The sequence below is a fragment of the Falsiroseomonas oryziterrae genome (assembly GCF_021864505.1).
Taxonomy (GTDB): domain Bacteria; phylum Pseudomonadota; class Alphaproteobacteria; order Acetobacterales; family Acetobacteraceae; genus Falsiroseomonas; species Falsiroseomonas oryziterrae.
Map to the genome: position 1 here is coordinate 1 of NZ_JAKJIB010000039.1, position 19,900 is coordinate 19,900.

Genomic DNA, 19,900 nt, shown 5'->3' on the forward strand with positions numbered 1-19,900 from the left:
AGCGGCTCGGGCGCCTGCCGGGCGGCGCGGTGGGTGACGCGGTCGCGGGCGCGGCGGAGCGGGCGGCGGACTGGGCGCAGCCGCGCGTCGAATGGGCGCTGGCACGCAACGCGGCCTTCATCATCGCGGATCGCGGCTTCACGCGGCACCTCGACCTGGAAGGCCGCTGCTTCCTCCATTCTTACGACTGGCAGGCCGACGCCGAGGGAGCCGCGCTGGAGGTGATCCTGACCGCGCCGATGGTGGTCGCGGAATGGATCAACACGCAGTACTACTTCTCCACCGTGGACAATGCGGTGTTCGGCGCCGGGTCGAAGGTGACGCACAACGTGGTCGGCGGCTTCGGCGTGATGCAGGGCAATGCGAGCGACCTGATGACCGGGCTTCCGGCGCAATCCGTGCAGTCGGCCGACGGCGTGCCGTATCACGAGCCGCTCCGGCTGATGACGGTGGTCCGCGCGCCACGGGCGCGGGTCGAGGCGCTGATCGCCAAGCACCGCATCCTGCAGACGCTGTTCAACAATGGCTGGGTGGCGCTGCTGGTCGCCGACCCGGTCACCGGCCGCTTCGAGCGGCGCAGCCGCGAGGGCCACTGGCAGGACGCCCTGCCCGCCGCCCAGGCCGCGCCGGCGCTCGTCGCGGCCTGACGGAGGAACCGATGGAAAGCGCCGACGACCTCGTCTTCCACAAGCTCAAGAAGATCGAGATTATCCTGCCCGGCGAGCGCCAGGCCTTCGTGAAGGAGCTGCTCGAGCGCAGTGGCTGCACGGGCTGGACCCTGTTCCGCGACGTCGCCGGCCAGGGCCATCACGGCTTCCACGAGGGCCGGCTGCTCTGGAACGACAAGGCGAGCGTGGTGATGTTCATGGCGGTGGGCAGCGAGGCGGTGATCCGCCGCGTCGCCTCCGGCCTCAAGCCGCTGTTCGAGAAGGGGTCGGGGGTCATGTTCATCTCCGACACCCACGTCGTGCGGCTGGAGCACTTCGTCGGCGCGGATTAACGGCGCGACCTGAACCGACCGAGGGGACTGCGGCTCGCGCTCAGCGCGGTCCAAGGCCGCGGATGCGGCCCGCGCACAAGCCGTCAGATTCCGTCAGCGCGCCAGTGGCCTGCGCGCAAGCCAAGGCCACGGACGCGGCCGCCCGCGCTTGAGGCCAGACTAAGCATGATGGCAGGCGACGAGGGTTCCGTCCTCGCGCGGTGAGAGTGGCGGGCGCTCCTGCCGGCATAGGTCAGTCGCCTTCGCGCAGCGCGGATGGAAGGCGCATCCCGCGGGCGGCGAGAGCGGCGACGGCAACTCGCCGGGGATCGGCCGGAAGCTCGCCGCCGGATCGCCGCTGAGCACCAGCTTCGGCACGGAGGCGAGCAGCCCCTGCGTGTAGGGGTGGCGAGGTGCGGCGTAGATCCGGCCCGCCTCGCCGATCTCCACGATGCGGCCGAGATACATCACCGCGACGCGGTCGCTGACATGCCGCACGACGGAGAGGTCGTGCGAGATGAAGAGGCAGGTCAGCCCCAGCTCCTGCCGCAGGTCGAGGAACAGGTTCAGGATCTGCGCCTGGATCGAGACGTCGAGCGAGGCGACCGGCTCGTCGCAGACCAGCACCTCGGGCTGCATCGCGAGCGCGCGGGCGATGGCGACCCGCTGCCGCTGCCCGCCGGAGAACTGGTGCGGGAAGCGCGTGGCATAGGCCGGGTCCAGTCCGACGCGGCGGAGCCAGTCCGCGACCATCGCCGGCGCCGCCGCGCGCGTCACCAGGCCATGTGCGACCGGCCCCTCGGCGATCGCCTCGCCGATGCGGATGCGCGGGTTCAGCGAGGCGTAGGGGTCCTGGAAGACGGTCTGGATGCGCGTGGTGGTCTTGTGCCGGCCGCGCATGGGCGCCGCGCCGTGCAGCCGGATCTCCCCCGCGCTCGGCGGCAGGATGCCGGCGAGCATGCGGCCCAGCGTGGACTTGCCGCAGCCCGACTCGCCGACGAGCCCCAGCGTCTCGCCCTTGCGGACGGCGAGGGAGACGTCGGTGACGGCCTGCACCGGCCGGCGGTCCACCTTCGCGCCGAGCGCCGCCGCGATGCGGTCGCCGAGCGTGATGCGCGGGGCGAAGCGGCGCGTGACGCTGGCGGCGGTCAGGACTTCGCTCATGCCGCCTCCAGCGGATGGTGGCAGAGCGCGAGCCGCCCCGGCGGCTCGACGCGCGGCGGGTCGGTGCGGCAGATCTCGGTCGCGCGCGGGCAGCGCGGCGCGAAGGGGCAGCCGGGCGGCAGGCTCAGCAGCGAGGGGGTGCTGCCCGGGATCTGGTTCAGCCGCTGCCCCGGCGCGGCCATGGCCGGCAGGCTGTCGAGCAGGCCGCGCGTGTAGGGGTGCAGTGGGGCGCGCAGCACGGCGCCGACCGGCCCGCTTTCCACGATGCGGCCGGCATACATCACCAGCACGCGGTCGGCGAGCGAGGAGACGGTGGCGAGGTCGTGGCTGATCCAGATCAGCGCCGTGCCCGACTCCTTCGCGAGCGCGCGCATCTCCGCCAGGATCTGCGCCTGGATCGAGACGTCGAGCGCGGTGGTCGGCTCGTCGGCGATGATCAGGTCGGGGCCGTGCAGCAGGGCCGTCGCGATGGCGACGCGCTGGCGCATCCCGCCCGAGAATTCGTGCGGATAGGCGTCGAGCCGCGCCGCGGCTTCCGGGATGCCGACGCGCGTGAGGGTGCGCGCGGCGAGGTCGCGCGCCGCACGCTCCGACACGCCGTCATGGGCGCGCACGGCGAGCGTCATCTGGGTGCCGATGGTCAGCACCGGGTTGAGCGTTGCGGCCGGGTCCTGGAAGACCATGGCGATGCGGCGCCCGCGGAGCCTGCGCAGCTCCTGCACCGGCAGGCCAACCAGTTCCTGGCCGTCGAAGCGGATCGAGCCGCCGACGATGTGGCCGGGCGGGTCCACAAGGCCGATGAGCGAGAAGCCAGTGACCGACTTGCCACTGCCGCTCTCGCCCACCAGGCCGAGGATCTCGCCGCGGTCGAGCGCGAAGGACACGCCCTCCACCGCCTTCACGACGCCGGCGCGCGTCAGGAAATGCGTGCGCAGGTCGCGCACGGAGAGAAGCGGCCCGCTCATCGCCTGAGCCTGGGATTGAACTGATCCCTGAGCTGGTCGCCGACGACGTTGATGGCGACGATCAGGATGATCAGCGCGATGCCGGGATAGACCGAGATCCAGGTCCGCCCGCTCATCATGTACTGGAAGCCGTTGGCGATCAGCATGCCGAGCGAAGGCTCGGTCGGTGGCAGCCCGAGGCCGAGGAAGGACAGCGTGGCTTCCAGCGCGATGGCGTTGGCCACCTGCACCGTGCCGACCACGATCAGCGGCGGCAGGCAGTTGGGCAGGATGTGGCGGAACACCACGCGGCGGCCCGGCAACGGCGTCGCACGCGCGGCTTCCACATAGTCCTTCTGGCGCTCGGCCGTCGCCGCGCCATAGGCGGTGCGGGCGAAGTACGCGTATTGCGCGGTGACAAGCGCGATCACCAGCGGCACTTTCCCCTGCCCCAGCACCGCGACCAGAACGAGCGCCAGCAGGATCGCCGGGAAGGAGAGCTGCAGGTCCACCACGCGCATGATCGCCTGCTCGATCTTGCCGCCCGCCTGCGCCGCAAGGATGCCGAGTGTCGTCCCGATCGCGAGCGCCACGGCACCGGCCGCCACGCCCATCTGGAGCGAGATCCGCAGCCCATAGAGGATCGCGGAGAACAGGTCCCTCCCCTGCGCATCCGTCCCGAGCCAATGGACATAGCCGTTCGAGCCGACGAAGCCCGGCGGGCGTCGCGCATCCATCAGGTCGAGATTGGCGAGGTCGTAGGGGTCCTGCGGCGCGATCCAGGGCGCGAGCAGGGCGGCCGAGACGACGACGACGACGACCGCGAGCGCGATCACCGCGACCCAGTTCTCGCGGTACTCGTTCCAGAAGGCGGTCACGCGGTGCGTCCCCCGCGTCGCAACCGGGGATCCAGCAGCGCGTAGCTCAGATCGACGATCAGGTTGATCGTCACGAACAGGAAGGCGACCAGGACCAGGTATCCGACCATCACCGGCCGATCGAGCGAGGTGATGGAATCGATGATGAGCTTGCCGACACCCGGCCAGGAGAAGATCGTCTCCGTTACCACCGCGAAGGCGAGTGTCGAGCCGAATTCCAGCCCGAACACCGTGACCAGCGGGATCGAGATCAGCCGCAGCACGTGCCGGCGGAGGATCGTCAGCTCCGACAGCCCCGCCGCGCGCGCGAACTTCACCGTGTCGGACAGCATCACCTCCCGCGTGCCGGCCCGCGCCAGCCGGATCATCATCGCGAGCTTGAAGAGGCTGAGGTTCAGCGCCGGCAGGGCGAGATACTGCAGACCCTCCCAGGTCAGGAAGGACCAGCCGACGCCCAGCACCTCGACCGTCGGCCCGCGGTTGCCGGCCGGCAGCCAGCCGAGATTGACCGCAAACGTCAGGATCAGGATCAGACCGACCCAGAAGGTCGGCACCGAGAAGCCGAGCACCGACACCGCCATGATCCCGCGCGAGAGGGGACTGTTGGGCCGGTAGCCCGCATAGATCCCGAGCGGGATGCCGATGAAGGCGCCGATCAGCACGGAAGCGAGCGCTAGCTCGAGCGTCGCCGGCAGCCGGCTCATCACGAGATCCAGCACCGGCATGTTCAGCACGAAGGAGCGCCCCAGGTCACCCTGCAGCAGGCGCCCCAAGAAGGCCAGGTATTGCTGCCAGAGCGGCAGATCGAGCCCGTAATAGCGGATCGCCGCGGCGCGGATGTCCTGCGTCGCGTCGGGCGAGATCAGCACGTCGATCGGGTTGCCGATCGCGTAGACGCCGACGAAGACCAGCGCCGACATGGCGAGCATGACGAGCGCGGCCTGCAGGAGGCGCTGGATGACGTAGCCGAGCATTTTTCGGAGTATCGCCCGGTGGACAGGCGCCGCAAGCCGTCCCTAGCATCCTTGCTCGGAAGACTTCACCGGGGAGAAGAGAGATGCGTCGAGACTGCCGCCGTTTCGCCCTCGCCACGGCCGCGATTGCCCTTATGGCGGGCACCGCCTCCGCCCAGACCCTCACCATGGGCGTCCGGGCCGGGCCGGAGAGCATCGATCCGCACTTCACCGCCACCGGCACCCATGCCGAGGCGCTGATCCATGTCTTCGACCCGCTGACGCGCCTCGGGCCGCAGTTGCAGATCGAGCCGGGGCTGGCGGAATCCTGGCGCGTGGTGAACCCGACCACGTGGGAATTCCGGCTGCGCCGCGGCGTCAAGTTCCATGACGGATCGGACATGACGGCGGAGGACGTCGCCGCCTCGATCCGCCGGATGCAGACGCTCTCGGGCCCGAACCCGACCCGGATCTATGTCCGGCGCATCCAGGAGGTGCGGATCGTCGATCCGCACACGCTGCACATCGTCACGAGCGGGCCCTCGCCCACCCTGCCGAACGACTTCATCCGCCTCTTCGTGGTCTCCGCCCGCGCCACCGCCGGCCTGACCCCGGAGAACTCCAACGAGGCGTTCAACTCCGGCCGCGCCGCGATCGGCACGGGCCCCTACCGCTTCGGCTCCTGGACGCCGCGCGAGCAGTTCACGGTCGATCGCTTCGACGACTACTGGGGCGGGCGGCCGGCCTGGGCGCGCCATGTCCGTCGCGAGATCCCGAACGACGCCGCGCGCGTCGCGCAGCTGCGCACCGGCCAGGTGGACATGATCGTCCGCGTGCCGGCCGCCGACGTCGCGACGCTGGAGCGCGACCGCACCCTGCAGATCGTCAAGGCCGATACGGTCTATGTGTTCAACCTGTCCTTCGACTTCCGCGAACAGACGCCGCAGGTGACGGCGCGCGACGGCTCGCGCCTTGCTGCCAACCCGTATCGCGACCCGCGGGTGCGCGAGGCGATCGACCTCGCCATCGACCGCCGCGCGCTGGCCGAGGTGGCGATGGAAGGCATGGGCACGCCGCAGGGGCAGATGGTCACGCCCAACATCTTCGGCTTCAACCCGAACCTGCCGATCCCGACGCCGAACGTGCAGCGGGCGCGGGAGCTGCTCGCACAGGCCGGCTATCCGAACGGCTTCCGGATGGCGCTGAACTTCACCGTGGACCGCCTGCCCGGCGACCGCGGCGTTGGCACAGCGCTGGCGCAGATGCTGGCGCGCATCGGCATCGAGGTGCAGGCGGCCGGCCAGCCCGCGGCGGTCATCTTTCCGGCCCGCGCGCGCGGCGAGCTGTCGAACATCATGGCCGGCTGGGGCACGCTGACGGGCGAGGCGAGCTACACCTATTCGTCCAACGCGCACACGAACAACCCGCAGCTCCGCCTCGGCGCCTTCAACTGGCACGGCTACTCGAACCCGGAGATGGACCGGCTGATCCAGGCGTCCGAGTTCGAGCTGGACGACAACCGCCGGCGCGAGCTGCTGCAGCAGATCGGCGCGCTCTTCAACCGCGAGCGCGTCGCGCTGCCGCTGGCCTCGGTCAACTCCGCCTGGGCGATCCGCCGCGACCGCGCCGCCATGGCAGCCGGCCGCGCCGACGAGGAGACCTATGCCTGGGACGTGACGCCGGTCGCGGCGCGCTGATCCCTCGCAGCGCCAAACACGGGCCGTCGCGTTCCGCGGCGGCCCGATTTCGTTTCGAGCACCACGGACCCGATCATGCGCATCGCCGAGATGAACTGGATGCAGGTGGAAGAGTACCTCCGCCGCGACGACCGCTGCGTGCTGCCCTTCGGCAGCACCGAGCAGCACGCGCAGCTCTCGCTCTGCGTGGACGCGATCCTGGCGGAACGCGTCGCTGTGGAGGCCGCGGAGCCGCTCGGCGTGCCGGTCTATCCAGCGATGCCCTTCGGCCTCGCGCCCTATTTCGCCGCCTTCCCGGGCAGCATCAGCCTGCGGGTCGAGACGCTGCTGGCTGTGGCGCGCGACCTGATCGAGAGCGTCGCCCGCGCCGGCTTCCGGCGCATCCTCATCGTCAACGGCCATGGCGGCAACGCGCCGATCGGCGCGCTCGCGCTGCAGATGATGACGGAGGATCCGCGGCTCTCGATCAAGTTCCACAACTGGTACAACCAGCCGAAGACCTGGGAGACGGCGATGGCCATCGACCGGTCCGGCAGCCACGGCAACTGGATGGAAAATTTTCCCTGGACGCGGCTGGCCAATGCGCCGTCGCCATCGGGATCGAAGCCGTCCGTGGACATGGCGCTGATGAAGGCGAGCCCGCCGGCCAGGGTGCGGGAGATGCTGGGCGACGGAAGCTTCGGGGGCGAGTGGCGCAAGCCGGATGAGGAGATGGAGCGGCTCTGGGCCGCCGGCGTGGCGGAGACCCGCGCCGCGCTCGAGGGCCCCTGGGCATGAGCGATCCGATCCTGATCTGGGGCGCCGGCGCGATCGGCGGCACGCTCGGCGCGCATTGGGCACGCGCAGGCCATGACGTGCTGCTGGTGGACACGGTGGCCGAGCATGTCGAGGCGTGCCGGACCACCGGCCTCACGATCTTCGGCCCGGTTGTCGAGTTCACCCAGGTCGTGCCGGCCGCCACGCCGGCGGAGCTGACCGGCACCTATTCGCGCATCGTGCTCGCGGTGAAGGCGCAGGCGACGAAGGCGGCGCTGCCGATGCTCGCGAAGCACCTCGCGCCCGACGGCTTCGTCTTCTCGGCGCAGAACGGGCTGAACGAGATCGCGATCGCCGAGGCGGTCGGCGCCGAGCGGACCATGGGCTGCTTCGTCAATTTCGGCGCGGACTGGCATGGGCCGGGCCGCATCCTCTATGGCAACCGCGGCGCGCTCGTGGTCGGCGAGATCGACGGCACGATCCGCGAGCGTACCCGCGCCATGCACGCGCTCTGCCGGGAATTCGAGCCCGATGCGGTGCTGACGGAGGACGTCTGGTCTTATCTCTGGGGCAAGACGGCCTATGGCGCGATGCTCTTCGCGACCGCGCTCAACCACGACAGCATGAGCGAGAATTTCGCCGATCCGGCACGCATGCCGGCCTGGCTCGCACTGGGCCGGGAGGTCGTCGCGACGGCCCTCGCCCGCGGCGTCACCCCGCGCGGCTTCGGCGGGTTCGAGCCGATGGCCTTCGCGCCCGGCCGGCCAGAGGCAGAAGGGATCGCCGTGGTCAACTGGTTGCGCGACTACACCGCCGTCGGCGCCAAGACGCATTCCGGGATCTGGCGCGACCTCGCCGTGCGCAAGCGCAAGACCGAGGCCGAGGCGCAGCTCGACATCATCCCGCGCCTCGCCGCCGAGAAGGGCATCGCGACGCCGGCGCTCTCTGCCGTCGGGCGTCTCATCGCCGACATTGAGGAGGGACGGCGCGAACAGTCGCCCGAGACCTTCGCCGCGCTGCTCGGGGCGCTGCGGTGAGCGATCCGGTCGTCGCGCGGCTGCTCGCGGATCGCGACGGCTTCGTCGCGCGTCTCGCGCAGCTCGTCGCCTGCCCCTCCGTCTCGACCGACCCGGCCTATGCCGACGGCATGGCGGCCGCGCGCAGTTGGTGGCGCGGGCGCCTGGCGGAGCTCGGCTTCCAGGATGTGCGCGAGATCGCGGCCGGCGGGCATCCGGCCGTCACCGCGCGCTGGCACGGCGCCGGGGCGGATGCGCCGACGCTGCTCGTCTACGGCCATTACGACGTGCAGCCGCCCGATCCGGTCGAACCCTGGCGCTCGCCGCCCTTCGAGCTCGCATCGCGCGACGGCCGGCTCTACGGGCGCGGCGTCTCCGACGACAAGGGCCCGTCGCTGCTGGCCATCGAGACGCTGGGCGCTTTCCTCGCCGCCGAGGGAAGGCTGCCCGTCAACGTCACGGTGCTGCTGGAGGGCGAAGAGGAGATCGGCTCGGCGACGCTCGCGCGCCTGCTCGACGGCCACCGGACGGAGCTGACGGCGGACGCGGTGCTCTCGGCCGACGGCGCGCGCTGGCGCGCGGACCTGCCGACGCTCACCATCGGCACGCGCGGCCTGGCGGCGATGACGCTCACGCTGCGCACCGCGGCGAAGGACCTGCATTCCGGCCGCTATGGCGGCGTCGCGCCGAACGCGCTGCACGCGATGGCGCGCCTCATCGCCACGCTGCACGACGCCGAAGGCAACATCCGGGTTCCCGGCTTCACCGAGGGCGTGCCGCCGGTGACGGAGGCGGACCGCGCGGCGCTCGCTGCCATCCCCTATGACGTCGCGGCGCATGACGCCTCGATCGGCATGGCGCCGAGCGGCCGCAGCGCGGCGGAGTTCCTCGAACGGCTCTGGCTGCGCCCGACCCTCGACGTGAACGGGATGTGGGGCGGCTACACCGGCGCCGGCGGCAAGACCGTCATCCCGGCCGAGGCACATGCCAAGCTCTCGATGCGCCTCGTGCCCGGGCAGGAGCCGGCGCGCGTCGTCGCGGCCGTGACGGCCCATCTCCGCGCGCACTGCCCGCCCGGCGCGACGCTGGAGATCACGCCGACGCGCGACGGCAGCGTGGCGACGCTGCTGCCCGCGGGCCACCCCCTGTTGCGCGCCGCGGCCGTGGCGCTGGAGGCGACGACGGGGCGCGCGCCGCTCATGGTCCGCATGGGCGCGACGCTGCCGCTGTCCGACATCGCGCAGCGTGTCCTCGGCATCGGGACGGTGATGTTCTCCTTCGCGACCGCGGACGAGGATTTCCACGCGCCCAACGAGAACTGGCGCGAGGGGGCCTTCGCCGAAGGCGTTGCCGCCTGGGTCGCGCTGCTGCGTCGGCTCGACGGCAGCCGCCGCGGCGACTACGCCGCCTTTCGGAGCTGAGTCTCAGAAGGGCGTGTCGGCGGTCTCCGGCGTGCGCGCGGCGGCCTCGGCCGCCGCGCCGCGGGCGCGCACCACGGTGACGCTGCACGGCGCCTCCGCCGCGACCTCGGCCGAGACGCTGCCGAGCACGCGTCGCTTCAGCGACTGCGCCCGCGCGCCCATCACGATGTGATCCACGCCGTTCACGCGCGCATGTTCGAGGATGGCATTGGCGGGGTCCACCGCCTCCAGCACGTGGAAGGTCGCGCGGCCTTCCGGCAGCGCCAGCGGTTGCGCCCAGTGCTTCAGTTCCACCAGCCGCTGCAGATGCTTATTGTTCCCGGCTTCGTCCAGCGTGGTGTCGAGCGCGATGCGGTTCTGCCGGAGCACATTGAGGCAGGCGAGCCGCGCGCCCGGGAGCGTCGCCATGATCTGGCCGACGGTGGTGCGCAGCGCCTCGTGCAGCGCCGGGTCGGGCGCCGAGAGGTCCACCGCCACCGCGACGATCGGTGCGCTGGCCGCCTGTTCCGCGGCATTCGACCGCCGCGCGAATTTCGGCTGGTGGTCGGGATGGAAGCGGCGCTGGATGGTCTTCGCCCAGCCATCCTGCTTCTGCTTCCGCGCGCGCGCCGTCAGCTTCACCTGGTCGGGGTGGCGCAGGTCGTAGGCCAGCTGCGCGGCAGTCGGATGGCGCCGCTCCGGCAGCACCTCCAGGCAGCGCAGGATGATCTCCTGCAGCCAGTCCGGGCAGTCGCGCCGCAGCGCCTTCGGCGGCTTCGGGTCGCGCCAGAGCCGGCGCTTCAGCCCCGACAGGCGCTGCGGATCGCCATGCGGCCGCTCACCGGTGGTGAAGAAATACAGCATGGTGCCGAGCGCGAAGAGGTCGCTGCGCGGCTCGCTGCGCACGCCCATGATCTGTTCCGGCGCCATGTAGGGCGCCGTGCCATAGGGCAGGCGGAACTCCTCCTCCATCAGGTCGGGCAGCTGGGCGTGGCGCGACAGGCCGAAATCGACCAGCACCGCCTCGCCGGTCGGCCGCGTCAGGATGTTCGAGGGCTTCACGTCCAGATGCACGACATGCTGGCGGTGCAGCGCGTCCAGCGCGTCCGCCACGCGCGCGCCGACCTCCGCGATCTGCGCGAAGGGCAGCGGCAACTGCTCGATCAGCGGCAATAGGCTTGGCCCCGGGATGCGCTCCATCGCGATGTAGGGCCGCACCTCGAAGCCGCCGGCGCCCAGGAAACGCGGCACATGCGGACCCGAGAGGCGCGGCAGGATCATCTGCTCCATCTCGAAGGAGACGATCGCGGCCGGGTCCTCTCCCTCCGCCAGCCGCGGCACCTTCACCAGAAGCGCGCCGTCATGGTCCGGATGCGTCGCCTCCCACAGCACGGCCATGCCACCGACATGCAGGCGGGCGCCGATGCGGAAGCCGTCCAGCTCCTCGCCCTCGGTCAGCATCTGGCGCGCCATGCTCAGCGCCCCCGCGCCAGGCGTGCGGCCAGCGACTCCGGGAGGCCGGCATGGCGGATCTTCTCCGCCGCCGTCGCGACGTCATAGGGCACGCGGTGGATGGTGAGTTCGCTGCTCGCCGTGTCAAGCATCGCCCAGGCCGCCGCCGGATCGCCGTCGCGCGGCTGGCCGACGGCGCCGAGCACGGCGAGCCAGCGGCGCGGGCGCATCAGCGGGATCGCCACGTCGGTGACCGGCTTGAAGCTGACCAGCTTCGCCGCGGCCGTCAGGCCATACAGCGCCGGGACATGCACATGGCCGCACAGCACGATGCGCGCCTGCACGGCATCGAGGCTGCGCCGCGCATCCTCCGCGTCCCGCACGTAGTGCCACCGGGCAGGGTCATGCGCGTCGGCATGGACGTAGAGCCGGTCCTCCTCCTCCGCCTCCAACGGCAAGGCTGCGAGGAAGGCCTTCGCCTCCGGATCCAGCGCGTCGCGCGTCCAGGCGGCGGCGGCGGTCGCGTCCGGGTTCATGCCCCCGCGCTCGGCCACCGCGGCCTCGTCGTGGTTGCCCCTCAGCACGATCGCGCCGGCATTGGCGAGTTCCATGGTGCGCCAGACGGCCCAGGCGGGGTCGGCGCCATACCCCACGACGTCACCCAGGATCACAAGCCGCTGCGCGCCGCGCCGGTCGGCATCGGCGAGACACGCCTCGAAGGCCTCGCGGTTCGCGTGGATATCGGAGAGGATGGCGATCTTCATGCAGGACCCTTCGCCCCCGGCCGGCGCCGCGGCGGACGTCCCTGGCAGATCCTTCCTCCGTCGCCGATCAAAGCACCGCCTCAGGCGCCCGGATAGGGGCCGAGCCGAGCCGCGAAACGTCGCGCACACTCCAGGCCGAAAGGCGTGGGCGCGAGCGCGGGCGGGCGCTCGATCACCTCGGGCAGGCCCATCCGCCAGGCGGTCATGCGCTTGCCGTAGCAGAGGAACATCGCCACGCCCTGCATCGCGAAGGCGATCATCGGCGCGATGCGCTGGTATTCCGCCTCCGCCTCCTCCTCCCGGCCTTCCGCCATCAGGTCGAAGATGCGCGCCTGGCGGTCGGCGCATTCCGGCGCGGGGATCATCCCGGCGCAGCCGGCGCGCAGGCAGTCCGGCAGTTCGAGCCCGGCGCGGCCGTTGAAGACCGTCAGCGCGCCGCCCGTCGCCTCGATCAGGCGCTGCACGTCGACGGCGCTGTCCTCCGCCTTGATCAGCTTCACGTTGGCGTGGTTGCGCGCGAGTGCGGCGACGCCGCCCGGCGAGAGGCCAACGCCGATATAGGCCGCGGCATTCTGGATCCCGAGCGGGATGGCGCTGCGGCGCCCGACGAGGTCGGCGACGCGCCCGTACCAGGCAACGTATTCGGCTTCGGGCAGGCCGCGGACGGGCGGCGGCTGCAGGATGATCCAGGCCGCGCCCAGCGCCTCGGCATCCAGCACGAAGGACGCCGCGTCTTCCGCTGTCGCCTCGGCCACCGTGACGGCGAGCGGGACGCGGCCGGCGATCTCCTCCGCGCTCCAGCGCACCACGTCGCGCTTCTCGGCAGGGCTGAGCTTGTTCACCTCGGTCGCGAGGCCGAGCACGGCCAGGCCATGCGCACCGCCGGCGAGGCAGCAGCGCACCTGCCGGCGCATCGCCGCCTCGTCCAGCCGGCCATCGGCGCCGAAATACGCATAAAGGATCGGGTAGATGCCGCGGAATTCCGTACTCATCGGGCGGTCTCCTGCAGGGCCGCGATGGCGGCCTCCGCCAAGGCTTCGGGCGTGGCGGCGACGTCGAGGGCGATGACGTCGGGCTCATCAGCCGGCGGTTCAAGCGTCGCGAACTGGCTTGCGACGAGGCTTGCCGGCATGAAGTGGCCCTGCCGCGCCGCCTGCCGCGCGGCGACCAGCGCCATGTCGCCATGCAGGTGGATGAAGCGCAGGCCGGGTGCGGCGGCGCGCAGCCGGTCGCGATAGGCGCGCTTCAGCGCAGAGCAGGTGACAACGCAGCCGCGGTCCCGGTGCGCCGCGAGATGCGCGCCGATGGCGTCGAGCCAGGGCCAGCGATCCGCGTCGGTCAGCGGCTGCTCGGAACTCATCTTCGCGATGTTGGCGGGTGGGTGGAACTCGTCGGCGTCGCGGAAGCCGATGCCGAGGCGTTCGGCGATCAGCGTGCCGACGGTGCTCTTGCCAGCGCCGGTCACGCCCATGACGACGATGCGATGCGTCATTTGGGTTCGAGGTGCCCGCCGAAGGCGTTGCGCATCGCGCTCAGCGCCTTGTCCGCGAAGGGCCCGTCCTGGCGCGAGCGGAAGCGCGCGTAGAGCGCGGCGGAGAGCACCGGCGCCGGCACCGCGCTCTCGATCGCCGCCTGCACCGCCCAGCGCCCCTCGCCGGAATCGCCGACGCGGCCGGTATAGCCGGACAGTTCGCCGTCGGCCGCCAACGCCTGCGCGGTGAGATCGAGCAGCCAGGAGGCGACGACGGAGCCGCGCCGCCAGGCCTCGGTGATGTCGGGCACGGGAAGCTGCGCGTCATGCGCGTGGAGCAGTTCGAGACCCTCGGCCATCGCCTGCATCATCCCGTACTCGATGGCGTTGTGGACCATCTTGGTGAAGTGCCCGGCGCCGTTCGGCCCGCAATGCACATAGCCCTGCGGCGGGCGCGGATCGGCGCCGGCGTCGCGGCCCGGCGTGGGCGGTGCCGCAGCCTCGCCCGGGGCGAGCGCGCGGAAGATCGGATCGAGCCGCGCGACCGGCTCCGCCGGCCCGCCGATCATCAGGCAATAGCCGCGCGCGAGCCCCCAGACGCCGCCCGAGGTGCCGATGTCGAGGAAGTCGATGCCGCGCGCGCGCAGCGTCGCCGCGCGCCGCACCGCGTCCTTCCACATGCCGTTGCCGCCATCGATTGCGACGTCGCCGGGAGAGAGGAGGCTTGCAAGTTCGGTCAGCGCGCCTTCGGTGGCCTCGCCCGCGGGCAGCATCACCCAGACCGCGCGCGGCGTGTCGAGGCGGTGAACGAGGTCGGCGAGACTGGTCGCCCCCTCGGCGCCTTCCGCAGCCAGTGCCTGCACCGCGCTGGGGTCGCGGTCCCACACGACCGCGCCGATGCCGGCCCGCCCCAGGCGCCGCACCAGGTTGGCACCCATCCGGCCGAGCCCGACCATGCCGAGCCGCATCGCATCCTCCCCGAACATCCAGGCGAGATTGCGAGGGCGCGGCGCTCAGGACAAGGCGGCGTCGGGGCGCTTCGGCGTGACCGGCACCTTCAGGTAACGCACCCCGTTCGCCTCCGCCTTCGGGAAGCGCCCGGCGCGGACATTCACCTGGATCGAGGGCAGCAGAAGCGCGGGTGCGGACAGGGTCGCGTCGCGCTGCGTGCGGAAGGCGACGAACTCCTCCTCGGTCTTGCCGTCCTTCACATGCGGGTTCTGCGCGCGCTGCTGCGCCACCGTGCTCTCCCAGGCGAAGCTGTCGCGCCCCGGCGCCTTGTAGTCGTGGCACATCCAGAGCCGCGTCTCCGGCGGCAGATCGAGCAGGCGGCGGACGGAGCGATAGAGCGTACGCGCGTCGCCGCCCGGGAAGTCGCAGCGCGCGGTGCCGTAGTCATGCATGAACAGCGTGTCGCCGACGAAGATGTCGGACACTCCGTCCGGCTCCGACTGCGGCGGCAGGATACGGTAGGCGATGCAGGCCGGGGTGTGGCCGGGCGTGTGCATCACCTCGACATCCAGGCTGCCGATCCGGAAGCGCTCCCCGTCGCGGAACAGATGGTCGAAGTCGCCGCCATCCGGCAGCATGTCCTCGAGCCCGAAGACCGGGCGGAAGATGGTCTGCACCTTCTTCACGCCCTCGCCGATGCCGATGCGGGCGCCGGTCTGCCGCTTGATCCAGGGCGAGGCGGTCAGGTGGTCAGCATGCACGTGGGTCTCAAGCACCCAGTCGATGGCGACGCCCTCGGCCTTCGCCGCATCGAGGATCGCCTGCGCCGATTTCAGGTCGGCCTCGCCGCTGCGGTTGTCCCAGTCGAGCACCGGGTCGATCACCGCGCCCCGCATCGTCGCGCGGTCCCAGACCAGGTAGCTGACGGTGTTCGTCGCCTCGTCGAAGAAGGCGCGGATGCCGGGGCCGGTCACTGGCGACATGGGGTCCTCCCGCCGTGGCGGCCGGGAGGATAACGCACTCCGGCGGGGCGGCGTCAGCCCCTCCGGCGCAGCGCCATCAGAACGCGCTCCGGCGTCGCCGGCAGGTCGAGATCCGGCGTGCCGATCGCGTCCTTGAGCGCATTCCAGACCGAGGTCGCGAGCAGCAGCGGCGGCTCGCCGACCGCCTTGGAGCGGAAGATCGTCTCGACCCGGGCCGGCGCGCCGTCCAGCAACCGCAGATTCATGACCGGCGGCACGTCGCGCGAGCCCGGTATCTTGTAGGTGGAGGGGCCGACGGTGCGCAGCCGCCCCTGCGCGTCCCACCAGAGCTCCTCGCAGGTCAGCCAGCCCATGCCCTGGACGAAGGCGCCCTCGATCTGGCCGCGGTCCACGGCGGGGTTCAGGCTGCGGCCGCAATCCTGCACCAGGTCGGCGCGCAGGCAGCGATGCTCGCCGGTGAGCGTGTCCACGATCACCTCGGCCACCGCCGCGCCGTAGGAGAAGTAGAAGAAGGGATGGCCGCGCATTTTCTCGCGGTCCCAATGGATGTCGGGCGTCTTGTAGAAGCCGGTAGCGGAGAGGCTGACGCGTTCCAGGAAGCAGAGCTTGGCGAGTTCCGAGAAATCGTAGTTGCGGTTGGCGCCGACGCGCTCGGCCCAGGCCTTGTTGTCGGCGAAGACCACCGCCTCCGGCGCGATGCCCCATTTCGCCGCCGCGACCTCGGCCATGCGGCCGCGGATCGCCGTCGCCGCGTTGTGCGCCGCCCAGCCGTTCAGGTCGGAGCCGGTGGAGGCCGCGGTCGGCGCGGTGTTCGGCACCTCGGCCGTGCTGGTCGCCGTGATCGCCACGCGGTCGAGATCGACGCCGAAGACGTCGCAGACCACCTGCGCGATCTTCACGAACAGCCCCTGCCCCATCTCTGTCCCGCCATGGTTCAGGCGGATCGAGCCGTCGGAATAGACATGCACCAGCGCGCCGGCCTGGTTCAGGTGCTGGATGCCGAAGGAGATGCCGAAGGCGAGCACCATGGAGCCCAGCCCCCGCCGCAGCGTCGGGTGGCTGGCGTTGAAGGCGGCGATCTCGGCCCGGCGGCGATCCCAGTCGCTGTCACGCCGCGCCTCCGCCCAGACCCGCGCAATCAGGTCGCCTTCGAGGCGCTGGCCGTAGGGCGTCGCATCCCCGTTGCCGTCCACGCCCGCGAAGTTGCGCGCCCGCACCTCCTCCGGCGTGCGGCCGAGTGCGGCGGCGACGCGGTGCATGACGTCCTCGATCAGCAGCGCGCCCTGCGGCCCGCCGAAGCCGCGGAAGGCGGTGTGGGAGACGGTGTTGGTCTTCACCGCCTGCGCGGTCAATTCCACCGCCGGCACGTCACAGGGGCCGAGCGCATGGGTGACGGAGCGGAACACCACGCCGCCCGAGAGATCCGCGCTCCAGCCGCCATCCGCGGCGAGCAGGGCCTTCAGCCCATGGATCCGCCCGGTCTCGTCGAAGCCCGCGGACCAGCGATAGAGGAACGGGTGCCGCTTGCCGGTGGCGATCATGTCCACGCGGCGCTGCAGGCGCAGCTTCACCGGTCGGCCCGTGACGCGCGCGGCGAGCGCGGCGGCGGCGGCGACCCAGCTCGCATTGCTCTCCTTGCCGCCGAAGCCGCCGCCCATCCGCCGGCAGGTCACGGTCACGCGGTTGAAGTCGCAGCCGAGCACGCGCGCGACGAGGTGCTGGACCTCCGACGGGTGCTGCGTCGAGGAGACGACGGTCATGTCGCCGCCCTCGCCCGGCGTGGCGAGCGCGACCTGGCCCTCGAGGTAGAAGTGCTCCTGCCCGCCGGCCCGGAACTCGGCGTCGAGCCGGCGCGGCGCGGCTGCGATCGCGGCGGCGGCATCGCCGACGCGGATGGTCTGGGGCGCGATCACGTTCTGCCCGAGTTCCAGCGCGCGCTCGATGGACAGCACGGCCTCGCGCGGCGCGATCTCGGCCTTCACGCCCGCTGCGGCGCGGATCGCCTCGTCGCGCGTGCGCGCTACCACCAGCGCGAGCGGCATGCCGGCGAACTCGACGACCGGGTCGGCGAAGAGCGGCTCGTCCTTGCCGGTCGGCGCGATGTCGTTCTTCCCGGGTATGTCGCGCGGGCCGAGCACGGCGACGACGCCCGGCATGGCGCGCGCGGCGTCCGCGTACAGCGCGGTCAGCGTGCCATGCGGGACGGTCGAGAGCACGAGGGCCGCATGCAGCGTCCCCGGCACCTCCGGGATGTCGTCGGCGTAGCGCGCTTCGCCGGTGCAGTGCTTCAGCGCGGAATCGTGACGCAGCGCGGCGCCGGCGCCCGTCCTGGTCAGCGACCCGTCCATCACAGCACCTCCGCGAAGGCCGTGACCTCATGCGGCAGGTCGGGCCGCGTGGCGCGGAGATGCAGGCGCCGCAGCAGACCCTGCGCGACCGCCAGGCGATAGGCGGCCGACCCGCGCCAGTCGGAGAGCGGCGCGATGTCATGCGCCAGTGCCTCGGCGGCCGCCGCGACCTCTGCCGTACCGAAGGCCTTGCCGAGCAGCGCGGCCTCGGCGCCCGCCGCGCGGATCACCGTCGCGCCGACGCCGCCGAAGGCAAGCCGTGCCTCCGCGACGACGCCGGCAGCCTCGCGCACCAGCATCGCCGCACCGACCGTCGCGATGTCCTGGTCATGGCGCTTGCTGATCTTCTCGCAGGCGAGATGCGCATCGGCCGGCGGGCGGGGCAGGAAGACCGAGACGATAACCTCGTCCGGCGCCAGCGCGTTCTTGCGGTAGCCGGTCAGGAACGCCTCCACCGGCAAGTCCCGCGCGCCGCGCAGCGAGGCGACGCGCACCACGGCGCCGAGCGCCACCAGCGGCGGCAGCGAATCCCCGATCGGCGAGGCGGTGCCGAGATTGCCGCCGAGCGTGCCGAGCCCGCGGATCTGCCGCGAGCCGAGCCGCGCCAGCAGCGCGGCGAAAGGTCCGAAGCCCGGCTCGGCGCGGAACAGGTCGAGCAGCCGGCCGTAGGACACCGCCGCGCCGATGGTCAGGCCGTCCGGGCGCGCCTCCACCGACTGCAGGTCCGGCACGTTGAGCAGGCAGATCACCGAGGCCGGCACCTCGCGGTGGTCGGAGACGCGCAAGCCGAGATCGGTGCCGCCGGCAAGCAGCCAGGCCTCTGGATGAGCCGCGCGCAGCGCGAGCAACTCGTCGAGCGTCGCCGGAAGGCGGAAGACCTGGCCGGGTGCCTCGAAGCGGACGGAGGCCGGCGGGAGCACATCCGGCGCGGTCATGTCGTCGGCAGCAACCCCGGAAAGAACTTCCACGATCGGGCGGTAGCCGGTGCAGCGGCAGAGATTGCCCGCCAGCGCCTCGTGCACATCGCCGCCGGACCGCGCATGCGCCCAGGCGGACATGACGATGCCGGGCGTGCAGAAGCCGCATTGCGTGCCGTCGCTCTCGGCCATCGCGACCTGGATCGGGTGCGGCGTGCCGTCCGGCGCGCGCAGCCCCTCCACCGTGCGGACCACGCGGCCATGCACCTGGCCGAGCAGGGTGATGCAGCCATTCACCGGGACCCGCGCGCCGGATGGCTCCTCGATCACCACGGTGCAGGCGCCGCAATCGCCCTCCGCGCAGCCTTCCTTGGTGCCGGTCAGCCCCTGGCCGCGCAGCCAGTCCAGCAGCGAGAGGGTGGGCGAGGTGCCGGCCGGCAGCACGGTGGGCTGGCCGTTCAGCGTGAAGGCGATGGACGAAACGGTCATGACAGGGAGTTAAGCAAACCGCGCGCCGCGGTCGAGGGGACCCACGGCGCGCGGTGGGAACGGGGCCGCGACGCGGCCCCGCCCGTCTCAGGCGAACACCATGTCCTGCATGGCGAGCGTCTGGGTCACGCCGGCGAGGAACAGCTCGTCGCCCTCGCCGAAGCTGATCTCGAGGCCGGCCTGGCCGTCGCGGGTCGCGAGCGCCTGGGCGATCTCGTCCTCCGCGATGGCCTCGAGGCGCAGCTGGTCGGTCCCTGGCTTGAAGTCCGTGACCCAATCCGACCCGTCGCCGCGGGCGAAGACGAAGGTGTCGGGCCCCGGACCGCCGGTGAGCACGTCGTCCCCCTCCCCGCCGCGCAGCAGGTCGATGCCCGCGCCGCCGAGGAGCGTGTCCTCGCCGGCGCCGCCCTCCAGCGTGTCGCGGCCGGCGCCGCCCAGCAGGAGGTCGTCGCCCTCGGCACCCTGCAGAAGGTCGGCGCCGCCGCCGCCGTCGAGCGTATCCTCGCCGAGGCCGCCCTCCAGCGAATCACGCCCGGCACCGCCGGAGAGGCTGTCGTCGCCGTCACCGCCCTGCAGCAGGTCGGCGCCCGCGCCGCCCTCCAGGACGTCGTCGCCCAGGCCGCCGACCAGGGTGTCGCGCGCCGCCGAGCCCTGCAGGACCACCCCCGGCGCGTCCTCCGCCTCCGTCGAAGGGGCGGGCGCAGGCGCGGGCGCGGGCGCGGGCGCGGGCGCGGGCTC

At 71.9% G+C, this 19,900-nt stretch carries 19 protein-coding genes; 6 read left to right on the top strand and 13 right to left on the bottom strand.

The genetic code is table 11. The annotated features are described in order from the left end of the window. Together L2I40_RS05670 and L2I40_RS05675 are read left to right on the top strand one after the other, a co-directional pair. Positions 1-647, top strand: a 647-nt coding sequence (locus L2I40_RS05670) for a putative inorganic carbon transporter subunit DabA (RefSeq protein ID WP_237213903.1), incomplete at its 5' end; no start/stop codon positions are given. An 11-nt stretch (positions 648-658) separates the two neighbouring features. After that, positions 659-1,000, top strand: coding sequence for a P-II family nitrogen regulator (locus L2I40_RS05675; protein ID WP_237213904.1), 342 nt, complete (start codon positions 659-661; stop codon positions 998-1,000). A 159-nt stretch (positions 1,001-1,159) separates the two neighbouring features. Here L2I40_RS05675 and L2I40_RS05680 read toward each other — a convergent pair whose 3' ends face one another. Genes L2I40_RS05680 through L2I40_RS05695 form a run of 4 tightly spaced genes read right to left on the bottom strand, consistent with a single transcriptional unit; the run spans position 1,160 to position 4,939 of the window. Further along, positions 1,160-2,143 carry an ABC transporter ATP-binding protein gene (locus L2I40_RS05680; RefSeq protein ID WP_237213905.1) on the bottom strand — a complete coding sequence of 328 codons (984 nt, stop codon included), beginning with the start codon at positions 2,141-2,143 and terminating at the stop codon, positions 1,160-1,162. Beyond that, the gene (locus tag L2I40_RS05685; RefSeq protein ID WP_237213906.1) at positions 2,140-3,108 is read right to left on the bottom strand and encodes an ABC transporter ATP-binding protein; all 969 of its coding nucleotides are present in this window, start codon (positions 3,106-3,108) and stop codon (positions 2,140-2,142) included. The genes L2I40_RS05680 and L2I40_RS05685 overlap by 4 nt, the downstream gene beginning before the upstream one ends. Continuing rightward, entirely contained in the window at positions 3,105-3,965 is an 861-nt protein-coding gene (locus L2I40_RS05690; protein WP_237213907.1) for an ABC transporter permease, read from the bottom strand. The genes L2I40_RS05685 and L2I40_RS05690 overlap by 4 nt, the downstream gene beginning before the upstream one ends. Next, positions 3,962-4,939 (bottom strand): ABC transporter permease, encoded by a 978-nt coding sequence (locus tag L2I40_RS05695; protein ID WP_237213908.1) that lies wholly within the window; start codon positions 4,937-4,939, stop codon positions 3,962-3,964. Before L2I40_RS05695 ends, L2I40_RS05690 begins: the two co-directional genes overlap by 4 nt. 83 nt (positions 4,940-5,022) lie before the next feature. Between L2I40_RS05695 and L2I40_RS05700 the strand changes: the two genes are divergently transcribed. The 4 genes from L2I40_RS05700 to L2I40_RS05715 all read left to right on the top strand — a co-directional run bounded on the left by L2I40_RS05700 (position 5,023) and on the right by L2I40_RS05715 (position 9,808). Then, positions 5,023-6,615 (top strand): ABC transporter substrate-binding protein, encoded by a 1,593-nt coding sequence (locus L2I40_RS05700; RefSeq protein WP_237213909.1) that lies wholly within the window; start codon positions 5,023-5,025, stop codon positions 6,613-6,615. Positions 6,616-6,690: 75 nt separating this feature from the next. Continuing rightward, entirely contained in the window at positions 6,691-7,392 is a 702-nt protein-coding gene (locus L2I40_RS05705; protein ID WP_237213910.1) for a creatininase family protein, read from the top strand. Then, positions 7,389-8,408 carry a ketopantoate reductase family protein gene (locus tag L2I40_RS05710; protein WP_237213911.1) on the top strand — a complete coding sequence of 340 codons (1,020 nt, stop codon included), beginning with the start codon at positions 7,389-7,391 and terminating at the stop codon, positions 8,406-8,408. Before L2I40_RS05705 ends, L2I40_RS05710 begins: the two co-directional genes overlap by 4 nt. Further along, complete coding sequence (locus tag L2I40_RS05715; protein ID WP_237213912.1) at positions 8,405-9,808, top strand: M20/M25/M40 family metallo-hydrolase; 1,404 nt, start codon at positions 8,405-8,407, stop codon at positions 9,806-9,808. The genes L2I40_RS05710 and L2I40_RS05715 overlap by 4 nt, the downstream gene beginning before the upstream one ends. 3 nt (positions 9,809-9,811) lie before the next feature. On the opposite strand, the gene L2I40_RS05720 is transcribed toward L2I40_RS05715, so the two are convergent. From L2I40_RS05720 to L2I40_RS05760, 9 genes are all read right to left on the bottom strand, one after another. Then, positions 9,812-11,260 (bottom strand): serine/threonine protein kinase, encoded by a 1,449-nt coding sequence (locus L2I40_RS05720; RefSeq protein WP_237213913.1) that lies wholly within the window; start codon positions 11,258-11,260, stop codon positions 9,812-9,814. Between the two features lie 2 nt (positions 11,261-11,262). Then, positions 11,263-12,003: a metallophosphoesterase family protein gene (locus L2I40_RS05725; protein WP_237213914.1), complete on the bottom strand. Its 741-nt coding sequence runs from the start codon at positions 12,001-12,003 to the stop codon at positions 11,263-11,265. Positions 12,004-12,083: 80 nt separating this feature from the next. Beyond that, entirely contained in the window at positions 12,084-12,995 is a 912-nt protein-coding gene (locus tag L2I40_RS05730) for a dihydrodipicolinate synthase family protein (protein WP_237213915.1), read from the bottom strand. Continuing rightward, positions 12,992-13,495 (bottom strand): gluconokinase, encoded by a 504-nt coding sequence (locus L2I40_RS05735; protein WP_237213916.1) that lies wholly within the window; start codon positions 13,493-13,495, stop codon positions 12,992-12,994. The genes L2I40_RS05730 and L2I40_RS05735 overlap by 4 nt, the downstream gene beginning before the upstream one ends. Then, positions 13,492-14,442 (bottom strand): phosphogluconate dehydrogenase (NAD(+)-dependent, decarboxylating), encoded by a 951-nt coding sequence (gene gnd, locus L2I40_RS05740; protein WP_237213917.1) that lies wholly within the window; start codon positions 14,440-14,442, stop codon positions 13,492-13,494. The genes L2I40_RS05735 and gnd overlap by 4 nt, the downstream gene beginning before the upstream one ends. Before the next feature lie 45 nt (positions 14,443-14,487). Next, entirely contained in the window at positions 14,488-15,408 is a 921-nt protein-coding gene (locus L2I40_RS05745) for an MBL fold metallo-hydrolase (protein ID WP_237213918.1), read from the bottom strand. Between the two features lie 53 nt (positions 15,409-15,461). Beyond that, positions 15,462-17,756, bottom strand: a complete 2,295-nt coding sequence (gene xdhB / locus L2I40_RS05750; RefSeq protein WP_237213919.1) for a xanthine dehydrogenase molybdopterin binding subunit — start codon at positions 17,754-17,756, stop codon at positions 15,462-15,464. Next, positions 17,756-19,162, bottom strand: a complete 1,407-nt coding sequence (locus tag L2I40_RS05755) for a xanthine dehydrogenase small subunit (RefSeq protein ID WP_237213920.1) — start codon at positions 19,160-19,162, stop codon at positions 17,756-17,758. The genes xdhB and L2I40_RS05755 overlap by 1 nt, the downstream gene beginning before the upstream one ends. 87 nt (positions 19,163-19,249) lie before the next feature. Continuing rightward, positions 19,250-19,900: calcium-binding protein (locus tag L2I40_RS05760; protein WP_237213921.1), on the bottom strand; the 651-nt coding region annotated here is incomplete at its 5' end.

Excerpts from the sequence above, each read along its gene's own strand:
- L2I40_RS05675 (WP_237213904.1), top strand. The coding sequence starts at position 659 with ATGGAAAGCGCCGACGACCTCGTCTTCCACAAGCTCAAGAAGATCGAG.
- L2I40_RS05680 (WP_237213905.1), bottom strand. The coding sequence starts at position 2,143 with ATGAGCGAAGTCCTGACCGCCGCCAGCGTCACGCGCCGCTTCGCCCCG.
- L2I40_RS05685 (WP_237213906.1), bottom strand. The coding sequence starts at position 3,108 with ATGAGCGGGCCGCTTCTCTCCGTGCGCGACCTGCGCACGCATTTCCTG.
- L2I40_RS05695 (WP_237213908.1), bottom strand. The coding sequence starts at position 4,939 with ATGCTCGGCTACGTCATCCAGCGCCTCCTGCAGGCCGCGCTCGTCATG.
- L2I40_RS05700 (WP_237213909.1), top strand. The coding sequence starts at position 5,023 with ATGCGTCGAGACTGCCGCCGTTTCGCCCTCGCCACGGCCGCGATTGCC.
- L2I40_RS05705 (WP_237213910.1), top strand. The coding sequence starts at position 6,691 with ATGCGCATCGCCGAGATGAACTGGATGCAGGTGGAAGAGTACCTCCGC.
- L2I40_RS05710 (WP_237213911.1), top strand. The coding sequence starts at position 7,389 with ATGAGCGATCCGATCCTGATCTGGGGCGCCGGCGCGATCGGCGGCACG.
- L2I40_RS05720 (WP_237213913.1), bottom strand. The coding sequence starts at position 11,260 with ATGGCGCGCCAGATGCTGACCGAGGGCGAGGAGCTGGACGGCTTCCGC.
- L2I40_RS05725 (WP_237213914.1), bottom strand. The coding sequence starts at position 12,003 with ATGAAGATCGCCATCCTCTCCGATATCCACGCGAACCGCGAGGCCTTC.
- L2I40_RS05730 (WP_237213915.1), bottom strand. The coding sequence starts at position 12,995 with ATGAGTACGGAATTCCGCGGCATCTACCCGATCCTTTATGCGTATTTC.
- L2I40_RS05735 (WP_237213916.1), bottom strand. The coding sequence starts at position 13,495 with ATGACGCATCGCATCGTCGTCATGGGCGTGACCGGCGCTGGCAAGAGC.
- gnd (WP_237213917.1), bottom strand. The coding sequence starts at position 14,442 with ATGCGGCTCGGCATGGTCGGGCTCGGCCGGATGGGTGCCAACCTGGTG.
- L2I40_RS05745 (WP_237213918.1), bottom strand. The coding sequence starts at position 15,408 with ATGTCGCCAGTGACCGGCCCCGGCATCCGCGCCTTCTTCGACGAGGCG.
- xdhB (WP_237213919.1), bottom strand. The coding sequence starts at position 17,756 with ATGGACGGGTCGCTGACCAGGACGGGCGCCGGCGCCGCGCTGCGTCAC.
- L2I40_RS05755 (WP_237213920.1), bottom strand. The coding sequence starts at position 19,162 with ATGACCGTTTCGTCCATCGCCTTCACGCTGAACGGCCAGCCCACCGTG.